Annotated in this window: 20 protein-coding genes; 12 read left to right on the top strand and 8 right to left on the bottom strand. The window is 61.0% G+C overall.

All coding sequences use genetic code 11. The features are described from left to right. The first annotated feature begins 3 nt into the window (after positions 1-3). The 7 genes from P0D84_RS41910 to P0D84_RS41940 all read left to right on the top strand — a co-directional run bounded on the left by P0D84_RS41910 (position 4) and on the right by P0D84_RS41940 (position 8541). Positions 4-1050: a type IV secretion system protein gene (locus tag P0D84_RS41910; protein WP_408348373.1), complete on the top strand. Its 1047-nt coding sequence runs from the start codon at positions 4-6 to the stop codon at positions 1048-1050. Next, positions 1047-2399 carry a TraI domain-containing protein gene (locus P0D84_RS41915; RefSeq protein WP_408348376.1) on the top strand — a complete coding sequence of 451 codons (1353 nt, stop codon included), beginning with the start codon at positions 1047-1049 and terminating at the stop codon, positions 2397-2399. Before P0D84_RS41910 ends, P0D84_RS41915 begins: the two co-directional genes overlap by 4 nt. After that, positions 2396-4267, top strand: a complete 1872-nt coding sequence (gene traD, locus P0D84_RS41920; protein ID WP_408348380.1) for a conjugative transfer system coupling protein TraD — start codon at positions 2396-2398, stop codon at positions 4265-4267. Before P0D84_RS41915 ends, traD begins: the two co-directional genes overlap by 4 nt. Before the next feature lie 10 nt (positions 4268-4277). Next, positions 4278-4796 (top strand): hypothetical protein, encoded by a 519-nt coding sequence (locus P0D84_RS41925; RefSeq protein ID WP_408348383.1) that lies wholly within the window; start codon positions 4278-4280, stop codon positions 4794-4796. Between the two features lie 200 nt (positions 4797-4996). Next, complete coding sequence (locus tag P0D84_RS41930; protein ID WP_088176855.1) at positions 4997-5611, top strand: IncC plasmid conjugative DNA transfer DtrJ family protein; 615 nt, start codon at positions 4997-4999, stop codon at positions 5609-5611. 302 nt (positions 5612-5913) lie between these two features. Then, positions 5914-6807 carry an ATPase gene (locus P0D84_RS41935; protein WP_408179028.1) on the top strand — a complete coding sequence of 298 codons (894 nt, stop codon included), beginning with the start codon at positions 5914-5916 and terminating at the stop codon, positions 6805-6807. Between the two features lie 9 nt (positions 6808-6816). After that, the gene (locus P0D84_RS41940) at positions 6817-8541 is read left to right on the top strand and encodes an ATP-dependent helicase (RefSeq protein ID WP_408348388.1); all 1725 of its coding nucleotides are present in this window, start codon (positions 6817-6819) and stop codon (positions 8539-8541) included. A gap of 44 nt (positions 8542-8585) precedes the next feature. Here P0D84_RS41940 and P0D84_RS41945 read toward each other — a convergent pair whose 3' ends face one another. The 8 genes from P0D84_RS41945 to P0D84_RS41980 form a co-directional block, all read right to left on the bottom strand. Next, positions 8586-9389, bottom strand: a complete 804-nt coding sequence (locus P0D84_RS41945; RefSeq protein WP_408348391.1) for a hypothetical protein — start codon at positions 9387-9389, stop codon at positions 8586-8588. Between the two features lie 228 nt (positions 9390-9617). Further along, a complete protein-coding gene (locus tag P0D84_RS41950) occupies positions 9618-10127 on the bottom strand; it encodes a hypothetical protein (protein ID WP_408348394.1) in 510 nt (169 codons plus the stop codon). Between the two features lie 45 nt (positions 10128-10172). Then, a complete protein-coding gene (locus P0D84_RS41955; protein WP_408348397.1) occupies positions 10173-10382 on the bottom strand; it encodes a hypothetical protein in 210 nt (69 codons plus the stop codon). Between the two features lie 19 nt (positions 10383-10401). Next, on the bottom strand, positions 10402-10764 hold the full coding sequence (locus tag P0D84_RS41960) for a hypothetical protein (protein WP_408348400.1): 363 nt from the start codon (positions 10762-10764) through the stop codon (positions 10402-10404). Positions 10765-10893: 129 nt separating this feature from the next. After that, positions 10894-11400, bottom strand: coding sequence for a hypothetical protein (locus P0D84_RS41965; RefSeq protein WP_408348403.1), 507 nt, complete (start codon positions 11398-11400; stop codon positions 10894-10896). Positions 11401-11474: 74 nt separating this feature from the next. Continuing rightward, entirely contained in the window at positions 11475-11927 is a 453-nt protein-coding gene (locus P0D84_RS41970) for a bactofilin family protein (RefSeq protein ID WP_408348406.1), read from the bottom strand. Positions 11928-11938: 11 nt separating this feature from the next. Beyond that, positions 11939-12859 carry a hypothetical protein gene (locus P0D84_RS41975; RefSeq protein ID WP_408348409.1) on the bottom strand — a complete coding sequence of 307 codons (921 nt, stop codon included), beginning with the start codon at positions 12857-12859 and terminating at the stop codon, positions 11939-11941. A 92-nt stretch (positions 12860-12951) separates the two neighbouring features. Further along, positions 12952-13557: a DUF1845 domain-containing protein gene (locus P0D84_RS41980; RefSeq protein WP_408348411.1), complete on the bottom strand. Its 606-nt coding sequence runs from the start codon at positions 13555-13557 to the stop codon at positions 12952-12954. A gap of 666 nt (positions 13558-14223) precedes the next feature. Here P0D84_RS41980 and P0D84_RS41985 point away from each other — a divergent pair. From P0D84_RS41985 to P0D84_RS42005, 5 genes are all read left to right on the top strand, one after another. Next, positions 14224-14490, top strand: coding sequence for a DUF7696 family protein (locus tag P0D84_RS41985; protein WP_408349779.1), 267 nt, complete (start codon positions 14224-14226; stop codon positions 14488-14490). Beyond that, on the top strand, positions 14487-15815 hold the full coding sequence (locus P0D84_RS41990; protein ID WP_408348414.1) for a recombination directionality factor: 1329 nt from the start codon (positions 14487-14489) through the stop codon (positions 15813-15815). The genes P0D84_RS41985 and P0D84_RS41990 overlap by 4 nt, the downstream gene beginning before the upstream one ends. 179 nt (positions 15816-15994) lie before the next feature. Then, complete coding sequence (locus P0D84_RS41995) at positions 15995-16204, top strand: hypothetical protein (protein ID WP_408348416.1); 210 nt, start codon at positions 15995-15997, stop codon at positions 16202-16204. Between the two features lie 11 nt (positions 16205-16215). Next, positions 16216-16698 (top strand): riboflavin biosynthesis intermediates N-glycosidase, encoded by a 483-nt coding sequence (gene ybiA / locus P0D84_RS42000; protein ID WP_408348419.1) that lies wholly within the window; start codon positions 16216-16218, stop codon positions 16696-16698. 79 nt (positions 16699-16777) lie between these two features. Next, positions 16778-18175, top strand: coding sequence for a metallophosphoesterase family protein (locus tag P0D84_RS42005; protein ID WP_408348422.1), 1398 nt, complete (start codon positions 16778-16780; stop codon positions 18173-18175). The last annotated feature ends 155 nt before the right edge of the window (positions 18176-18330 follow it).

Genomic DNA, 18330 nt, shown 5'->3' on the forward strand with positions numbered 1-18330 from the left:
ACCGTGGGCAAACTCTTTCTTGAGCGTCTGCGCCGCCTGATGCTGACTGTCTGCCTGCTGGTCCTGGCACTCGCTGCGCCCGCTGCCTTCGCAGACGACAACATGACCATGCCGGACGGATCGACGATGACGGTCGGCTCTGATACTTCAGGATCGTCGACGAGCGCGAAGCCCCTGACGAGCGCCAACGGGGATTTCGGCAAGGGATCGACCGACGCTGTCAGTCAGATTCAGGGCCTGCTTGGAGGCATCATTCCCGCTGCTGTGGCAGCTAGCGCAAGCGTAATGGACGAAGCGAACAAGTTTGCGTGGGGGCTGGGCGTCATCTCGCTTGTCCTCGTGGGCGTCCGTTTCTCTGGAACGCATCATCCGATTTCGGCATGGGTCAACCTGTTCGAAGAAGTGGCGGTGCTGGGCATCTTCGTCGCGCTCTACCTGGGCTATTCCACGTCAGCAGCCGGGTTCTGGACGTGGTTCGAGCAGCTTGCGACGCACATATCGGGCGGGTCCAGTAACAGCATCCCGACACAGATGGCGACCCTGGCGGGCACGATGTTCGATGCCGTGAAGACCCGCTTCGTCAGCATCAAGCTCCTTACGGATCTGACCGGGACCGTTGTCGATGCTATCGGACTCTTCCTGGCTTTCGTCGTCGTACTGATCGCCTCGATCGTCTTTGCCTACTACAGCGCTGTCGGCCAGATTCAGGCGGCAGTGGGAATCGTTCTCGGGCCGATCGCGATCGCGCTTGGATTTTCGAGCTACACACGAAACTATTTCATGAAATGGCTCGACTGGATGATCCATTCTGGCATGTACATTGTCATGGTCGCGGTTTTGATCAAGCTGCTCGGTTCCAATATCGCGACCGCGGTCCAAAGGGCCACGAATGTCAGCGGCGCGACGTCGACCGGCGCGTACGCATTCGATCTTGCAGTTTTCATTCTGCTGCTGTCGTTTGAAATTCCGAAGCTCGCTGGTATGTTTGGTAGCGGCGCTGGCGCGACGGGTACCGGAGCCCTAAAGCTCGCCCGGAGCTTCATCCCATGACAGTCTCCCATCGCCCGGCTGTGGTGAACGACTTGCTGAATACCCACGCGAAGCGCATCGAGCTCGTACGGCAGTGTGCAAACGAGAGCACGGAAGCCGAGTTTGAGCGGAAATGGCTTTCGGTCCTCCGCCGGTGCGCAGCGTGGTTTTCGTCCATGCCGCTTACGCCAGAGCTGCACGCGGAGCCGGGTGGGGCTTTCCGCGCGACCATCGAATCGACCTTCTACGCGATGCGCCTCGCGGGCGGGCAAAAGTTCGCCGCCGACATGACGTCGGACAAACGCCGCAGGCTGGAGCCGCAATACATCTATGCGGTGTTCCTTGCTGCAGCCTGTTCGTCGCTCGACGAGCCATGCAGGCACTTCGAGTTTGTGCGTGTTGCCGACCGCACGCCATGGAGCCCGGCGGCACATGGCGCTTTCGGGAACTGGATCGGCGACGGCGACTACGTAGTGCACCGTCGACTCGCTCCGCTGAAAGGCGAGCGCATGCGTACGGCAATGTTCGCGCAGACCGTTATCACGCCCGAACTGCTGTCGGGGCTTGATAACGCCGTGCTCGCCGATCTCTTCGGTGCCATCAATCCGGAAAAGAGCCCGCAGGGCTTCGAAGCATTGGTGCACAAGGTGGTGCGCCAGGCGATGGATGTCTCGGTCGAGTTCGAGCGAAAGGCGCAGCGCGGGGTCTTCGCCCCTGTGAAGTTTGATGTGCCGTCGGCAGTGCACGTAGCGCTGGAACTTCAGCCGCAGGTCGCCCCTGCTGCGGCGCCACCGGAACAGGCGGGCACAGCGGTCGCAACGTCCGCGGCGGCGGCGACGTCAGCCGGTTTGACCGACGCCCCGCCGACAGCACCACCGCCAGCACCCGCCGCTACGGCGCCTGGCGCGGTACCGAGTGGTCCGCAGCTTTCCCGGTCGTTGCTCGATGCATTGGAGCGCAGTGAAGCCCAGACCGCCAGCGCGGCCGCCGCTGGACCCGTTGAACAGGTGGTCACACCCACAGCTGCGGTTGACCCCTCGCGGATCTCCGGGGGGATTCCGTCAGCTTCGCGTCAAACGCGTGCCGGACCTACGGAGGAGGAGCTAACGGAGATTCTGGGTCCGGGTTCCGCGATGCTGAGGGAGTTCTTCCGCGCGCTCGCCGGCGACGTTGCAGCAGGGCGAGCCAAGGTGACGTGGGAAGAAAAGGGACTGGCCGTGCAGAAGCGTCTGATCGGCGGCTACGGAATAACGAGTGACACCCTCGTTGAACAGCTAAGGAAGCGCACGCTTCTTTTGCGCGCGGCCGGCAACGACATCTGCATCGTTGAACGTGCTGGGCGCCTGATCATGGAGCGGCCCGCGGCATGAACTACATCAACCATTTTCGGCCAATCTACGAATTCCGGCCGCTGATCGTCTGGCCGGTCGCAATCGTGGGCATCTTCGCATCGGGCATGCCCTATGGATGGGCGTTCGCGCTCGCATGTTTCGCGATGCTTGCTGTTCGTGCGGTTCAGGTGTGGCGGGCGCTCAGTTTTCGCATGGCGATCTCAACGAAGTGGCTTAGCAAGATTCACATTGGCAAGCTGCTGGAGTTGCAGCGCAAGATGCGCGAGCGAGAGGACTCGATGTATCTGGGGACGGGCTTCGAATGGACTCAGAAGCACACACAGATCGCGCATGACATCCTTCGTATGCCCGTGACGGACATCCCGTCGTTGCCAAAGTGGCTGAACAAGACGGAACTCGGACGGAAGACCGAAGCGCGGATTGAGCGGCTTTTCGCGCCGCGCGACAGCATCCGCGATCGCATGCCGCAGGGCTCGTCCTGGATTCACGGCATGGAGCCGAAGAAGGTCCGCGTGCCGTTCCACTACAAGGCGATGGGCGGGCACACGCTCGTTGGCGGCACGACCGGCGCGGGCAAGACCCGCACGTATGAGGTGATCTCAACGCAGGTCATCCACAACCCGAAAGACGTTTTGATCATCGTCGACCCTAAAAACGACGACGACTGGAAAAAGCGCGTCGAGAAAGAGTGCGCACGCGCTGGTCGCAAGTTCCTGTATTTCAATCAGGCCAAGCCGCACGAGTCTATCCGTCTCAATCCGCTTGAGAACTGGTCCCAGCCGTCAGAAATCCCGTCGCGCATCGCGCAGTTGATGGAAGAGGGGCCGTTCCGCGACTTCGCGTTCCTTTTCATTGACCGTGCCGTGAAGGGGGAGCTGTACGTGGGTGACAAGCCCAATCTGCGCTCGATCCTGAAATACGCGCAGTCTGGCATCGGTACTCTGCTGGATCGCTCGCTGCGCCGCTTCTTCCTCGAAAACGGACTGGCGAACTGGGAGGAGTTGACGGTCGCGCAGACGGTCAAGGACTCGGTTCGAAAGAACGACGTTTCGCTCGTCGACGGAATGGCCAAGCTCTACATGGACCGGTTCGCTGCGCACGACCGCGGGCACGAAACCATCGACGGGCTGATCGCGACGCACACCCACGACCGCGAGCACTACATGCGGATCATCGCGTCCGCGCTCCCGCTGCTACAGATGCTTGCCACCGGCGAGACGGGGCTGATGCTCGCGCCGAAGGCCGACGACTTCGACGACGAGCGCGAGATCTGGGACATCGACAAGATCATCAAACAGAAGGCCGTGCTGTACATGGGCCTCGACTCGCTATCGAACAACATTGTCCAGAAAGCGATTGCCTCGATGGCTCTCTCCGACGTCGCGGCGGTCTGCGGCTCAATCTACAACTTCTACGCAGAAAAGCCTGATGTCGTTCTGATCATTGACGAGATTGCCGAAGCGATCAACGAACAGGTGATCCAGATCCTGAACAAGGGGCGGGGCGCGGGGTTCAAGGCGTTTGTCGCGTTTCAGGCGCGTGCCGACCTGGAAGCCAAACTCGGAAACGCCGCCAAAATGCTGCAGGTTTTGGGCAACCTGAACAACCAGGTCATCCTTAGACTTGAAGATAGCGATACCGCCAAGTGGTTCTCGGACAAGGTGGGGGAGACAGCGATTCGGGTGGTGAACATCTCGAACAGCACGAACACCACGACCGAGTCTCATGCGATGGAATTCAGTGGATCGCAGTCACGCACGCTTCAGCTTGAGAAGGTGCCACTGATTCCGATGCCGCTCATTCATCGTTTGCCGAACCTGCAGTATTTCATGCGCATCTCGGGCGGTGCCGTCTACCAGGGCCGAATTCCTATTATCGAAGGCTGAACTACACAATATGTCCGCTGTCTTCAAAAACATCATTCGCGATCACAAGCTCTCGCACAAGCTTATCCCCGTTTTCAACGTCGCGCCGGATCTGGAGCTTGCATGCTCGCGGGTTGCCGATTTCGTTGGGGAGCGCTTCGTTGGAGACAAGGGGCCGCTCGCGGCAGAAATGATCGGGTCTGCACTCGCCTCGTTCAAGCGGGCAAAGCGTACGGGCGATCAGCATGTGGCTTTCATGCAGGGGCTGTTTGAGCCGGCCAAATCGCTCTATGCGCGCCGCTACGTGGCTCGCCGGGGCGACAAGGTCAGCGTCTGGTCGCCGATGCTCGAGCCGATTCCGACATTTGAGGAGCGGCATCAGAACAGCGATCTGGAAATGGTCGACGAGCGCTGCCCGGAACACATTACTGAGCGCACCGCAGCTTTCCAACTGGCCTCGCGCGTGCTGCAAGGCGAGGCGTTCCGTCGCTACTTTGAGGAATACGATGTCGCTCACCGTTACGATAATAGCGAAGTTGTCGCAGGTTGATTCCGACACGGCGCGACGCGCGCTCGACACGGCGGGCGCTTTCGATGAGCCCGACGCGACGCCGCCGGGAGAATTCACCTGGGGCGCGGGTGCTCGGTGCTACGCACTTGCTTCCATCGCAGTGAACCGCCCGCTGCTGTTCTGGGGGGGATTGCTCGCGATAACCGCGATCCCGCTTCTTGCTGTCGTGAGGTTGATCCATGGCTAGCCGGTTCGGATCGCACCTGAAAGTCTGGTTCCTGCTGGTGCCCGTCCTGTCGATCGCGGTGATGCCGGCGATACCGGACAGGAAGCTGTTCGAAGTGCCGGACGTCGAGACCGAGTCGCTTGTAGCGTCGGTCGGGCAGGACAGGGCCGACGTGGCAGTGCGCTCGGCTAACGAACTGTTCAGGCGGTCGTTCGTAGACAACGGCCTCCTCCACCGCACGCTCGCGGCGTCGGGCAACGTCGGCGGTCTTAACGACGGCGGCATGTCATCGTTCGCCCACACGTGGACCGAAAACTTCTGGCTGCTTGCTTACAGGGCTATTTTCCGAGCGATGGTAATGAAGATGTGGATCGTGGGCACACTGTGCTTCGCGCTTGGTATGTTCATCGACGGTACCGCACGCAGGAAGATCAAGGCAGCCGCGGCCGGGTTCGTTAGCCCGCTTTCTTTCCACCTCGCAGGCCATGGACTGCTGATCGTCACGGGCACGCTGTTCGGCGTGCTGCTCGTGCCGGTACCGGTTCTTGCGGGCTACTGGCTTGTGGTTGCCGCACTGCTTGGTGCACTGCTCTGGAAGGCCGCCGAGTCGTTCCAGTCGGCGCGATAACTGCTCGAAAAGCAGGACGGTCCTTCCGGCCTGCTTCCCCGTTTCCCCATCTGATTTATCAATCCCGTTTTCGCCAATTGTCCTGCCTGACTGTCCCAGCGGCTGTCAGGTGGTGGCCTCCTTTCGTCGGTTTTCTGTGGCTAGAAGCGACCGCCCGTCTTTAAAGGCTTCCGAAATAACGCGCGTTTCTGGCGTTCTGCAGCCTGTGACGCCGCAACAATTGCACTGTGGGTACGCGTTGCGCGTGCCCGATAACCAACGATGAAACGACACAGGTCCACCAAGGAGAAACGGGCATGAGCATCACCACTGTGGCAGATACCGAACTGGAACACGCTGTGACGGCAGATGCGCAGGCGTCGGCTGCAACTGCCGCTGATGCTGCGGCAAATCTGAATGCACTGGCGCCGGCCTCACACGCCGGCGGCGACGCGGGACACGACGGCGCCGACGAGGGTGAGCGCGAGATCGAGAGCGAGCTGACGCAGATGGCAGCGGACGCGGACCGTCTGCAGAAGGAAGGGGTCATTTCGCCCGACGACGCGAACATGAAGCGCGCCGAGGTTGAAAAGACCCGCAAGCTGTTCCGCGATCTGCCGGCCACTGAGCGGATCTCCATCATCAAGCGCCGCCGTGAGCTAGGCCGACAGTTGATGGAGCGTCAGCTTTCCGGCGCGGCAGTAGTGCCCGCGAATGTGCGCCTGAATCACACACGCCTGAAGCCGCTGTTTGAGCAATGGTGGCCGTACCTTAACCGCATGAGCGTGAACATGCAGCGCTTCGGCGACTCGACATTCGGCGAGGGTGACAAGAACGCGGTCAATAGCTTCTTTGAAAAGCAGATCAAATCGATCGAAGAATACGTGGACGAGTCGTTGCGCGTGGCAGTGGGCTTTCGCGAGAAGAAGGAGGCCGAGCTTCGCGAGGGCGGTGAGTTCGTGTTCGAGCCGTCGATCCCGATGCCGGCGCTGGACATGACCGTCGAAGTGTATTCGCGTTTCTCGATGCGCGTTCTGTCGGCGATCATGAAGTTCGACAAGGTGATGGATCAGTTTGACTTCATGGTCTGGAACGGCATTCGTGACCAGTCTGACGTCGATGACGAAACGGTGCACTTCCTGAAGAAGGTGAACCCGCTGGGCGTTCGCGGTTACATGACGCACCTGCGCCTGATGACCACGGTCCGCGGCCTGTAAGGGGGCGTCATGCTGGACGAACTCAATCCGCAGCAGCGGGAAGTCGCCCAGTTGCGCCAGAACTGTGTGGCGATTGCATGCCCCGGCGCGGGCAAGACAAAGACGATCGCCACCAAGGCCGCGCTACTCCTGCAGGAAGGGGCGGCGGTCGTTGGCGCGGTGACGTTCTCGAAGGATGCGGCGGTCGAGCTGCGTGAACGGATTCTGACGGTGGCAGGCAAGGCGGTGAAAAAGCGCCTGATTGCAGGCACTTTCCATTCACTCGCGTACAAGCAGCTTCAGCGTCCCGGCGGCCGCTCGCCCGACATTGCGAGCGATGGCGACAGACTGGGCCTGCTGATCCGCGTCATGCAGGACCTTGGGCTTGAAGGAAAGGCCGAAGACATCATCCCGACGATCGAGAAGATCAAGACGAATTTCGGCCGGTGCGATGTCAACAGCGCCGACGGCCAGTTGTACAGCGCCTATCAGGAAGCGCTGGCGCGCAACGGCAAGATCGATTTTCAGGACATGCTGCGGCTCGCGGTCGAGGGCATGCAGAACGGCGCGATCCTGCCGTATCCCTTCACATACCTGCTCGTCGACGAGTTCCAGGACACTGACCCGCTGCAGTACCGGTGGATCGAGCTTCACGCGAAGGCGGGTTCTGTCGTGACGGTCGTGGGCGACGACGATCAGAGCATCTACGCGTTTCGCGAGGCGCTGGGGTACCGGGGCATGGAATCCTTCATCAAGGAATTCGACGCCAAGCCGGTCGTGCTCGGAAGCAACTATCGGTGCCGCGCCGAGATCCTCGCGGCGGCTGACAGGGTGATTCGCAACAATCCCGACCGCATCCCGAAGGTGCTGCGGGCGGAAAAAGGCATCGGCGGCCGGGTCGAGGCTTCCCGCCATGCCGACGAATACGTGGAAGCCGAAGCCGCCATCGAGGCGCTGGCGCCTCTACTGCGCAATGGAAAAACCTGCGCGGTGCTCGCGCGCACCAACCGTATCCTTGACCCCCTCGAGGCCGTCTGCCGCTCGTATGGCGTCAAGTATCACCGCGCGTCAGGCGCATCGGTCCTCAATCGTCCTGAAGGGGCGTTGCTCTGCAATCTGCTGGAGATCATCGAAGGCGTGAAGGCGACGGGGCTTGACGCCGTGCTGGCGCATTCGGGCCTGCATGCGGACCATCTCCGTGCGCTGCACGCAAGCATGGGCGCGGAACTTGTCCAGAAGCCGCGGGCGGAGCTCGTTGAACTCGGCATGCCGGAAGACGTGGCGACGAACTACCGCGAATTCATGAAGCGGCTTGCGGAGTGGCGCGGGCTCTGCGAGCGGAAGTTCTATTCGTTGGTGCTCTCGGGCGTGAACGAGTGGCTGCTCAAGTACACGAAAAAGGAAAACGGTATCCGCACCATTCAGGCGATCTATGACGTGCTCTCACGACTGAACGGCACCTTCGCCGAGCGGTTGCTGTTCCTGCGGCAGGACAACAACGAGCCCGCACCGGACGCGCTGGTCCTGACGACGATGCACAGTTCGAAGGGGCTTGAGTGGGATCACGTCTGGATCGCGCGGTCCGAAGACACCATCGTCCCCGACGCCAAATCAACCGAACCCGAAGAGCGGCGGCTGTTCTACGTCGCGATGACCCGCGCGCGCGAGACGCTGATGATTTCAGGGACGTCGAAGAATTTCGCGTCGCGGTTTGTCACCGAAGCGCAGATCGAAACGGCAGCGCAGCCGGCTTAGCGCGAGAACCGCCTTTGGCTCCGCTCCATCGAGCATGTCCTCCATTACTGCATCCAGTCGGGCAGTCGCGAGTGCGCCAGCCTCGCGACCAGGCAGTCTGGCCGATAGGCGAAACCGAAGTGGGCTTCGAAGAGATCTGACAGTTCCCTTGGCAGAATCCCCTGCAAGTCTGCCTTGCCGGGGCTGTCTAGCATGAAGTTCATCGGTTCGGCCGCCCTGATACGCAGTCTCATCTGGAATTGCTGCAGCCATATCATCGTGCTGTAGAACGTTCCGTAAAGCGCGAACAGCAAGAGAGCCGGCGGCGCTGCAGTGGCTTGTTGCACTTTCCGGGAGGGAAGCGTCGACCACTGTTCCCGTACCTTGATAACGGGCCCCCTAGATCTCCCGGCGGCGGTCAGGACCGCTTGCGCGAAGTCGCGGCAGTCCGGAGGTCCCAGCAGCGCTCCATCTATCCTTGCGCGGGCAGTCGCCAGATCGACAGTGTCGTCAGCGAACCGGATTCGAATCCGTTCTCCGCACGGATTGAATTCGTCCAGTGCCCGCCCTATTGCGGCCGCATCGAAGTTGCCATGGTCGAAACTTGGCGAATCGCCCGGTACGCGCCTGGCGGCAGCGAGATCCGGGGCAATCCACATGCCCACAACTAGGCGAAAAGCTCCCACAGCGCCCCCAAAGGCTGATGCCGCATCAAGGAATACTAGTCGACACTTAAGAATTCGTCGGTATTTTTGCTCGCTGACCCCCAACGTATTCGCGTGTGAGCGGCGCCGGCGCAGGCGCAGGCGGTACTGGCTCGACCACGTCCCTAAAGAAAAAAGCCCGCGCTTGGGCGGGCTTGAGGCCATGCATGGAGAACATGGAGAAGACGGGGTTAGTATAAGCACCAAGCCGTTTTCCTGCATGGGGCGCCCGAGCAGCAAGGCTGGAACGTTGCTTAACGCACGCGCGTAACGGTCCCGGGTGCCCAGTACGCCGCAGCTACGGGGATGGAGAAGTAGGAACAGCGGCGGTACAGCCGAAAAGAAAACGGGAGCCTTTGGCTCCCGTTTCGCTTCCAGTTTGCTAACCGTTGCTCAAAGAGCGTCGCGGTGAAGATTGAGCACGAGCCGGTATTGCGGGTTCTTCATCGGCACCTCAACGTTCTGGCCGTCGGCGAGTTCAACCGGGAGATCCGATGCGGTGTAGCCGTGGACATCGACCACCTCGGAAGTGCAGTCCGCGGTTCCAACCTTACGGATGCCGTCGAGCACGGTGTCGATTGCAGAGACCGTCAGCCGTACCTTCCCGGAATTGACTGACACAGGCTCGATCAGCAGCGAGCGCCCGACGAACTTCTTTTCCGCGCTCAGGCGCATCGCGCCCGCGGTGCCGGAGCAACTCGCGTATCCGACTTCCTTCCCGCTGCGATGCAGGTACGGTGCCGGACCGGTATTGTTGTTAATGATGTGTCGTCCGCTGTCGATCACCTGGCCGTCCTTGTACCAGGTAATGTCCAGCGTCTGGACTGACGTCGCGCCGTGGGCGCTCGCGATGAGGCTTGCTGCGACTGCCGTCGCGAACAACGTTTTGCGTACGAATTGCATATTGGTTCTCCGTTTCAATGTGATGTGTAGTCGTTTTTTTGGCCGTCATATCCGCGAGGGATGCGGGACAGGGGCGATCAGGCCAATGTGCTGTTCAAAAAAATCAGCGGCTAGGGCAAAGCGACTCTGGTGCGGTGTCTCATCCGGCATTGCCTGCCGGTTGATAAACCGCCCATCGCTGAGCATGCAGAAGCAGAGCCCGTCGAAGGCGGCTTCCTGTGCTGCGGCTTCCCAGTCGCGGGTGTGGTAACTCACGCTGGTTTTTGAATGAGCGTCACGCCGCAGCTGCGGAGCCGTCCGAGCGTTTGCGTGGCAACAAGCTAGCCAGCGTTACTGCGAGCCAACTGCTGATCGCCACGCAAAAGAAACCGATTGCTGTGTTGCGCCAAACGCGGCGCGCTGTGTTTTCGACGTCGGCGTGAGTCTGCGCAAAGGTGGTTTGCGCGACCTTTATCCTCTGCTGCAAAGCTTCGGACGAACTCAGGCCGTGTCTTGTCAGCAGCAGCGACCCATCCGCAGCGGGAAGGCTCCGGACGTCACCGCTGAGCTGTGACAGCCTCACCATGTCTACTTCAATCAGGGACGCTCTTGTCAGAGCGGAGCCATTCTCCAGGTAGGCTTCGACCATGTTGATCACGGTGAAGGGCATGGCGATCGAAACGGCTACAGCGACCCACCTGATTGCATCCTTTACCTTCATTTATCCACCTATGTCGCGGGCGTTTGGACCCTTTGCGGCGATGTCCTGCAGGCAGAACAAAAATCGTTAGACGACGCGCGCCTTGATTGTCAGCAACAAGCCATTGAGCGGGATGGTCAATGCCTGACCTTGCGACAGGTGGAAGGCGCCGCTTGAGGTGTCGGTGGTTTCGGCGGGGCGCGCTTCCGAAATGACCATTTTGTAGGACGTCAGAATGGACCCGTCAGCTGCAACGGCGGGCGTAACAGACAACATGAAACCGGAATGCAGTTCGCCGGCTGAACAGCTGGCGTTGTCGCAGGCACTGAGGTAGGGAAGCTCTTCCTCAGTTGCCGCGGTAGCCTGTTTCCGGTCGTCAGTCAGGATGGTGAGCGACTTAACGATGTGGCCGCCCCTGGAGAGAGTCACCTGATAAAACACCTGCGCTGGAACAGAGTGCTCGCTGTCTCGGGGGGTGAGAGATTGTGTGCGCTGAACAATTGCTGGGCTGTTCGTCGGGATCGGTTCAGCAATGCCTTGTGCAAAAGCACTGGTGGCGAAAGCGGTTAGCAGCAAGGCGAGGGTCTTCTTCATTCGTTTTTCCGCCGTGGATGATAGGAAAGGGTTGGCTTGACAGGTCGCGGACCAATTGCAAGCGTTTATCGGCCTTAGGCCTTCGCGCGCGAGAATTCGGTCACGTTTGATTCGGGGCGCTCTGGCGCGGCCGCAGCCGGGGATGTGGCCGCAAGCACTGGATTCGCGCTCTCGCTGGCTTCCGGTTCGACCGTCAGCATGCGCGCCACACGCTTGAGTGTGCCGTTGAGAGCGGCGCGCGGACCGAGGCGGATCGTGCCGCAGTACATGATGTCGCCCGCGACGTGTCCGTTGATTTCGAGCGTGCCCCGCGCGTGGACGTTGCCGTCGACGCGACCGTCGATGCGCACGTGGTCGCCCTGGACATTGCCCTTGATAAGGCCGCCGTCGCCAACGTGCAGCAGACCTTGCGTCGAGATGAGGCCGCCGTCGAGCAGGCCGAAATAGCTGATGCCGTGATCAACGATCATGTCGCCGCTGATCGTGCAGCCGGCGGATACAAGGGTGATAGAAAGTTCGTTTTTCATGTCAGGGCTTCCTAAAACATCTTCACTTCGGCAGACCCGGCGCGGGTATCGGCCGACGGTCTGGCATCGGTATTGGATTCGGCGTTCTGCTCCGCGCGAGGGCGCGAAATGTGGTGACGAGCGGCGTGCGCCGGTTTAACCGCCTCGGCCGGTTGCTGCTGGGTGGCCGCCCCTGGCTGCGCCGCCTGTGCCGCGGGCGCGGGCACCTGTGCTGCCGCGAGCGGGGCTTGGGGTCCCGGTGCTGGCTGCGCCGCGCTCTGCGCGGGTACGGCCGGCTTCAAGGCGGCTACAGGCTGCGTGGGCGCGGCCTGCACTGGCGTCACCAAAGGCTGGGCGACGGCTGCGGTTTCGCGGCTAGCGCCCGCGCGATGGATGGGCGAAGCGGCTGCGAGTTGCGCCGCGCCCGTCAGCACGGGCGCGGTGCCGGGCGTCGCGGCCTGTGCGCTGCGCGTCGGTGCTTTCAGGGAATCACGAAACTGGTCCGCAGTCAGCCCAAGCGAGCGCGCAGAAGCGAAGTCGCTCGCGCTCAATGCGGGCGCTGCGCTGACCGGGTGGGGGAGTGTCGCATCGACCTCCCTGTAGGCGGGCACCTCCGGCTTGCCTGCTGCTGCAATCAGTTCGTCGCCTTTCCTGCTGGCGACGCTAGGCTCGGGTGCTGCCGTCGATGCCGCGTAGTGGCGCGCCTTCACGTTGGTGTAAAGCGACGCTGCGCCCATGCCGGCCATGCCGACCATGCCGGCGACGGCGAGCGCAATCGCGGCCAGGCGTGCGCGGGGCGCAAGCGCTGTGAAACGTCCGCCCGTAGCGCGGGCCGGTTCCGACCGCGAAAGGTCGGCGGGGCCGGGGAGTGCGGCGATCTGGCGGGGAAGGTCGATGACCATCGAATCCGGGGCAAACTGCGCGTGCAGTCGCTGGATCTCGCGAATGTCCATGAGAAGCCTCTTCTTGTCGTGTGGATTACAGCCTGCCCGATGCCGCGCGATGTCTAGGGCGACGTCGGTCAGCGGGCGTACAGCCAGCGGGTTCAGTGGGTGCCGTCGGAGTCGGGAAGCAGGATGCCTTCGGGGGCGTACCGGTCGTTGTCTGGCATGCACAGGATGGGTATCTGCTTGATGCGCGCCGCAGCAGCATCCAGCGCCGCCTGTCGGTCGTGAGCCATGACCGAGCGGGCAACGAGAGCTTCCATGGTCTTACGGAAAAGCTGGTCGTAGATCGTGAGCAGACGCACGAGGCGTCCCGACATCGGGTGCTTGATTTCCAGCGTCACACGCTCCGGCGTGAAAGGAGCGCTGCGACCGTGCAGGCGGTTCGCCCAGGCGAACGCCTTGCGGAGAAATGCTTCGGCCGTATGAAATTCCGCTTCCAGCGCGAGGAGCTTGCCGCCGCGGGCAACCGTCATCTTCGCCGCACAGAAGTTGTAGTCGGAGCGGACGAACGTGCGGGCGAAGTCGGAGTAGTAAAGCAACTCGGTTTTTGCCAGCGTCTCGGGATGGATCCGCGCAAGCCGGTCATCGCTGGTAAGGCGCTTGATGGGACGCAGTCCGCCCTGAACATGTTCGGTCGCGGTGGAAGGGGAAATCAGCCGTTGTGGATCAGCCGCCTCGGGCTGTTCCGTATCGAAGCCAGACATAACGTGTTCTCGGTGTATGTGTTCTCTCTCACATAAATTCTCACTGAACACCGCTCAGTCAAGCGGGCAAAAGCTATATCAATTTCGCGAGCTTTCGGATGCCCGCACCTGTCATTTGCCCGGATACTTCAATCCATTCCCCGCGTCTCTGACGCATCGACCTCGACTCCAAGCCCGGAGTCCATCTTCTCTCTCCAAGTCGTGCCTCTGAGCATGCTCCGACCGGATAGCTACCGGTGTGGATATCTTCTTGTGCCGAATCTGCCCGCTACAGATTCCCCTATTTCAGCTGTGATACTCGTACCCTGGCCTGCATTCATTTGCGCCGGTACATCGTTCGAACTCAGGTTTTCGGGTGTTCTCTCTCCAGAGCCTGATCTGGGTAGAACGATCGAAGTTGGCTGATCCGTGATTCCTGCGGCGGAATGTATTTTCCGAAAATGGGCTGTTGCGCAGCGTGACCATGCTGCGCGAGGACGACTTTACGTCCTCTGGCAGAGCGCGCCGGTTTGCCGGTGCCGCTCCCTGCACGCCACGTCCCCAGAAGGGACGTGGCGCGTAGGTCACCATCTATCCTGATTTCACGAAGCTCGCTCCCTGACCGGAGCGGGCTTTTTTTTCGTCCATAGGTGCCCCGTGGACTTTTCTCAACTGGAGGTGTTTATGTTGTTGCCCGACCGCCTCGACGATCGCATTGCCGAGGCTATCAAGCATCAGATCGACAACGAGCGAGCCGCTTCAGACACGTCGTCCGACGCCTGGCGCAGTCGCTGTGAGGTTGCACGGGTTGCGATGTTCAGCGACGCCGAGCGCTCTGTCTTTATCCACCATGTCAGCGAACGACGCGGAAACCTTGCCGCCCGGGAGATCGAATCCCAGGCCAGCACGCTCCGCACGAACGCCATCTTTTTTCTCGCAAGGAAACCTTCATGAACGCAGTCGTCCAGATGTTAGACAACGCGCCTCGCAGTCTGGTGGAGGAGCGCGCAATCCGCCCGCCGATCATTGGAAAGATCAGACCCGGTATCAAGGTGCTCACGCGAAACGCGCAGGGCAACCCGGACGCGGTCAGGATGTATAACGAGATGGTGGCCGCCGGCGACTCGTACGAGACGATCGGTAAGGTCATCGAGACAAAACTCAAGCTGCGCAACGCGCTTGTTCCTCGAAACGTCGGGCACTTCACGTGCAGACGCTCGGACTTTTCCAATCCCGACACGGCCGACGAGATCCTTCGCCTTTACGGCGAGGACCGCGGCGACGGCCTGAAGCTGCACCGTTTCCCGGTCATGTTCGCCTTTGACGACTGGCTGCGCAATGTGCCCAACCAGATGGCCGCCTATACGACGACGGGACGGCAGTATTTCTCGGAGTATGGTCGCGACGGCAAGCGCTACTGCAAGACGTATGCACCGGTCGAGCGCGATGAGCGTGCGAAGCGGGTGCGGCGATCCTTCGGCGGACGGCTTGTCATCCAGCGGCAGGATGACGACATTCCCGATGGCATCTGTGATCCGCACGTATGCCCGCAGTATCAGGATCGAAGGTGCAACCTGAGCGCAAACTTCGTGTTCGCGATCCCGGACGTCAAAGGCCTCGGACTGATCGAGCTTCCAACAAATTCGATTTATGTCCTGCAGAAAGCGTATTCGGCCATGCAGACGGTCTCGCTCGCGCGAGGCAGGCTGACTGGCACGCGCTTCTGGCTATCGAAGAAGGAGTTCGACATCACGCGGATCGACGACAACGGACAGGCAGTACGTCAGAAGCAGATGCTGACGGTGCTCGATGCTGACATCGATCTTGGGGCGCTACTGGATGCAGGCGACGAGCCACAACCGGCGCTGGACGCGGCGAATCGTGCAGTGGCCTTGATCGAAGCAGCGGGCAACGTCGAAGTTTTGACGCAGTCGTTCGAAGAGTCTGAGGCCAGTGAACCGGCAACAGACGGGTCAATGCAAGGGGACGCTGATCGCACCGGTGGTGCGGACGGCGATGACGGCGGATCGACCGGGCAACCGGAGCCGGAGGAAACCCTTGAAGACAAGCGGCACCGCATGTCTGACCTGCTCAACCGGCTCGGTATCAGCCAGCCGGATCGTCAGCAGTCTTTTCGCAAATACGCGCATGTGACGTACGGGCGCGGCTGGGCGGAAAGGCCGGCCGACGTCGATCAGATGAATGCACGCCTCGCGGCAGCGCTCGATGATCCCGCCGTGTTTGATGATGAAATGAAACAGGCGAATAGCTTCGTCTGAACATGATCGGCCCCCTCTTCAAGGGGGGCGGTCATCCCTAGTCATCACCCTCTTTCTGGCGCCCGAGAGCTTTTCAGCAAGCGAACTTGCTAAAGCGCTTTCGACCGCGCACCCCTGCGCATCGAATTCTTCCGCCATCACGGCGGATCATTTCCCTGTCTTGATGGAGTATCAGCTTCATGTCGACCGATCTGGGCACCCTCACGGGTCTTCAGCAGATGCGTTGCGGCGGTTGTGGTGGTGACCTGTTCAAGGTCTTCGCTGCGGATCGGACGCAGCGGATCGTTGTCCAATGTCAGCAGTGCACGAGCACGTCGTTCATCGAACCCGAACCTGCCAAGCTGCAGATCAATTGGGGAGAGGGCGACGGCCGCATGACAGTCTTCTAGGAGCTTCAACCATGCGCAAGATCTCAAACTTCACGCTGTTTTTTGGTGAGCAGGACGCGCTGAGTAACTGGCATCGCTGCCAGTTCGCTTATCACGGCGTGAATTTCACGTCCGTTGAACAGTTCATGATGTTCTCGAAGGCCAAGCTTTTTGGCGACGAGGCAGCGGCGGAAGCGATCCTCGCGGCGCGACACCCGAAAGATCAGAAGGCGATCGGACGGGGCGTCACAGGTTTTGGCCTTGCAGCGTGGGAAGCGAAGCGCGAGTCGATCGTCTATGTCGGATGCCGGGAGAAGTTTGCCCAGAATCCGGGATTGCGTTCGCTGCTACTGGCGACCGCGCCGACCGAGCTTGTCGAAGCCAGTCCCTACGACCGCATCTGGGGAGTAGGACTCGGCGAGCGCGACCCGCTGATTCTCGACAAGGCAAACTGGCGGGGCACGAACCTGCTTGGCGTCACGCTGATGAAGGTGCGCGACACGCTGTCCCGATAACGATTTTTCGAACGCGCCGCACGGCGCGAAAACCATTGAGGCTGCCTGCGGGCGGCCTTTTTCTTTTTCAGGAGGCGACGTGAAAATCGCTCACATGTCTGACCTGCATTACTCGCCAGAAAACCTCGATGAGGCGGACCGGTGCTTTTCGTTCGCGGTGCAGGACGCGATGAATCGCTGCATGGATGTCGCTGTTATTTCCGGCGACTCGACTGATCATCGGCTTGATGCGCACGCGCCCGCCCTGAACCGGCTGGCGTGGAACATCAACCACCTGAGTCTGTCCATGCCGGTGCTAATGCTTCAAGGCACGTTCTCGCACGAGCCACCGGGTACGCTTCGCAACTTCGCATTGATGGGCACGAACCACCCGGTATTCATCGCCGAGCGCGTGCAGCAGGTCAGCCTTCTCGAAGGGAAGTTCTTCGGTTCGGCAGGGCCCGTGTTCAACGAAGAGGAGCTGCACAGCGTTCTGACTCTGGGCGCCGACGCTGTGTTCACCTGCCTGCCCTCGATCAACAAGGGGCAACTCGCGGCCGCGGTCGGTGCGAAGAATGCTGCGACGGGGCTTGAGGCGGTGCTGGGTGATTACCTGGCAGCGGCTGGGCGGGTCAATGCACAGCTTCGAGCGGCTGGCATTCGCACGGTCGGTGTGTCGCACGGCACGGTCAACGGTTGCGCGACTGAGCATGGCGTCACGATGGCGGGCTTCGATCACGAGTTTTCACTCGGTGCACTGTTCGAGGCCGAATGCGATGCGTTCATGCTGGGCCACATTCACAAGTCGCAGCAGTGGGAACGCGGCGGCCGTGTCGTGGCCTATGCCGGGTCGCCTGGTCGGTTTCATTACGGCGAGGAAGGTGACAAGGGCTATCTCGCGTGGGACGTTGAGACAGGGAGCGCGAGAGCGTTGCTTGTTCCGACGCCGGCGCGCGAGACGATCTGCGTTGACTTCGACGGCCCTCCGGATATGGAGCGACTCGCGGCCATCGCGGCTGAGGCAGGCGACAAGTTCATCCGTGTTCGCTGGCAGGTGGACGAGGAGCATCGCCAATCGGTAGACCGCGACGCGATCGAAGCGCTGTTTGCTGGCGCGTCGGCTCTCAAGCTTGAGCCGCGCATCCTGCCGGTGACCCGATCGCGATCGCAAGGCATCAGTATCGAGCCGACTGTCGATCGAAAGATTGAACGGTGGGCCGAACATGCGAACGTGGAGGCTGCTCCGATCGTCGAGCGGTACCGGTTGCTTGAGGCTGGCTATGCGGAAGCGATTGCTGCTGCGGTGCTGGCCGGTCTGGCCGATGAAGACGTTGGCGCTGCTGTGGCGCAATCGGTGCCTGAGCGAGTCTCTTCGTCAGGGCAGTTGCCGGTGGACATTCCGCTGGTGCCTGAAAGCGACACGGTGCCTCATGCGACGGTCGAAGTCTTGCCCGCCGCACAGATGTCGTGGCTCGAAGATGATCTGTTTGCAGCGTAATTCGCTGCCTGAATGCAGGAGAGGCCAGTATGTCTCTCCTGCGTGGAACAGTAGCCTGTTCCGATAGCTGTCGCAGCTATCGAAACGAGGTTTCACCGCGTCACACGACGCATCGATGTAGTCGTTGCTTCACCTTTCTCAGCAGTTCATTTCTT

This window comes from Paraburkholderia sp. RL17-337-BIB-A, assembly GCF_046025895.1.
In the GTDB taxonomy this organism is placed as follows: Bacteria; Pseudomonadota; Gammaproteobacteria; order Burkholderiales; family Burkholderiaceae; genus Paraburkholderia; species Paraburkholderia fungorum_C.

Coding starts and splice junctions, on each gene's coding strand:
- P0D84_RS41945 (WP_408348391.1), bottom strand. CDS start 9,389: ATGGCCTCAAGCCCGCCCAAGCGCGGGCTTTTTTCTTTAGGGACGTGG.
- P0D84_RS41965 (WP_408348403.1), bottom strand. CDS start 11,400: ATGAAGAAGACCCTCGCCTTGCTGCTAACCGCTTTCGCCACCAGTGCT.
- P0D84_RS41970 (WP_408348406.1), bottom strand. CDS start 11,927: ATGAAAAACGAACTTTCTATCACCCTTGTATCCGCCGGCTGCACGATC.
- P0D84_RS41975 (WP_408348409.1), bottom strand. CDS start 12,859: ATGGACATTCGCGAGATCCAGCGACTGCACGCGCAGTTTGCCCCGGAT.
- P0D84_RS41915 (WP_408348376.1), top strand. CDS start 1,047: ATGACAGTCTCCCATCGCCCGGCTGTGGTGAACGACTTGCTGAATACC.
- P0D84_RS41995 (WP_408348416.1), top strand. CDS start 15,995: ATGTCGACCGATCTGGGCACCCTCACGGGTCTTCAGCAGATGCGTTGC.
- P0D84_RS41940 (WP_408348388.1), top strand. CDS start 6,817: ATGCTGGACGAACTCAATCCGCAGCAGCGGGAAGTCGCCCAGTTGCGC.
- P0D84_RS41950 (WP_408348394.1), bottom strand. CDS start 10,127: ATGCAATTCGTACGCAAAACGTTGTTCGCGACGGCAGTCGCAGCAAGC.
- ybiA (WP_408348419.1), top strand. CDS start 16,216: ATGCGCAAGATCTCAAACTTCACGCTGTTTTTTGGTGAGCAGGACGCG.
- P0D84_RS41980 (WP_408348411.1), bottom strand. CDS start 13,557: ATGTCTGGCTTCGATACGGAACAGCCCGAGGCGGCTGATCCACAACGG.
- P0D84_RS41925 (WP_408348383.1), top strand. CDS start 4,278: ATGTCCGCTGTCTTCAAAAACATCATTCGCGATCACAAGCTCTCGCAC.
- P0D84_RS41930 (WP_088176855.1), top strand. CDS start 4,997: ATGGCTAGCCGGTTCGGATCGCACCTGAAAGTCTGGTTCCTGCTGGTG.
- P0D84_RS41990 (WP_408348414.1), top strand. CDS start 14,487: ATGAACGCAGTCGTCCAGATGTTAGACAACGCGCCTCGCAGTCTGGTG.
- traD (WP_408348380.1), top strand. CDS start 2,396: ATGAACTACATCAACCATTTTCGGCCAATCTACGAATTCCGGCCGCTG.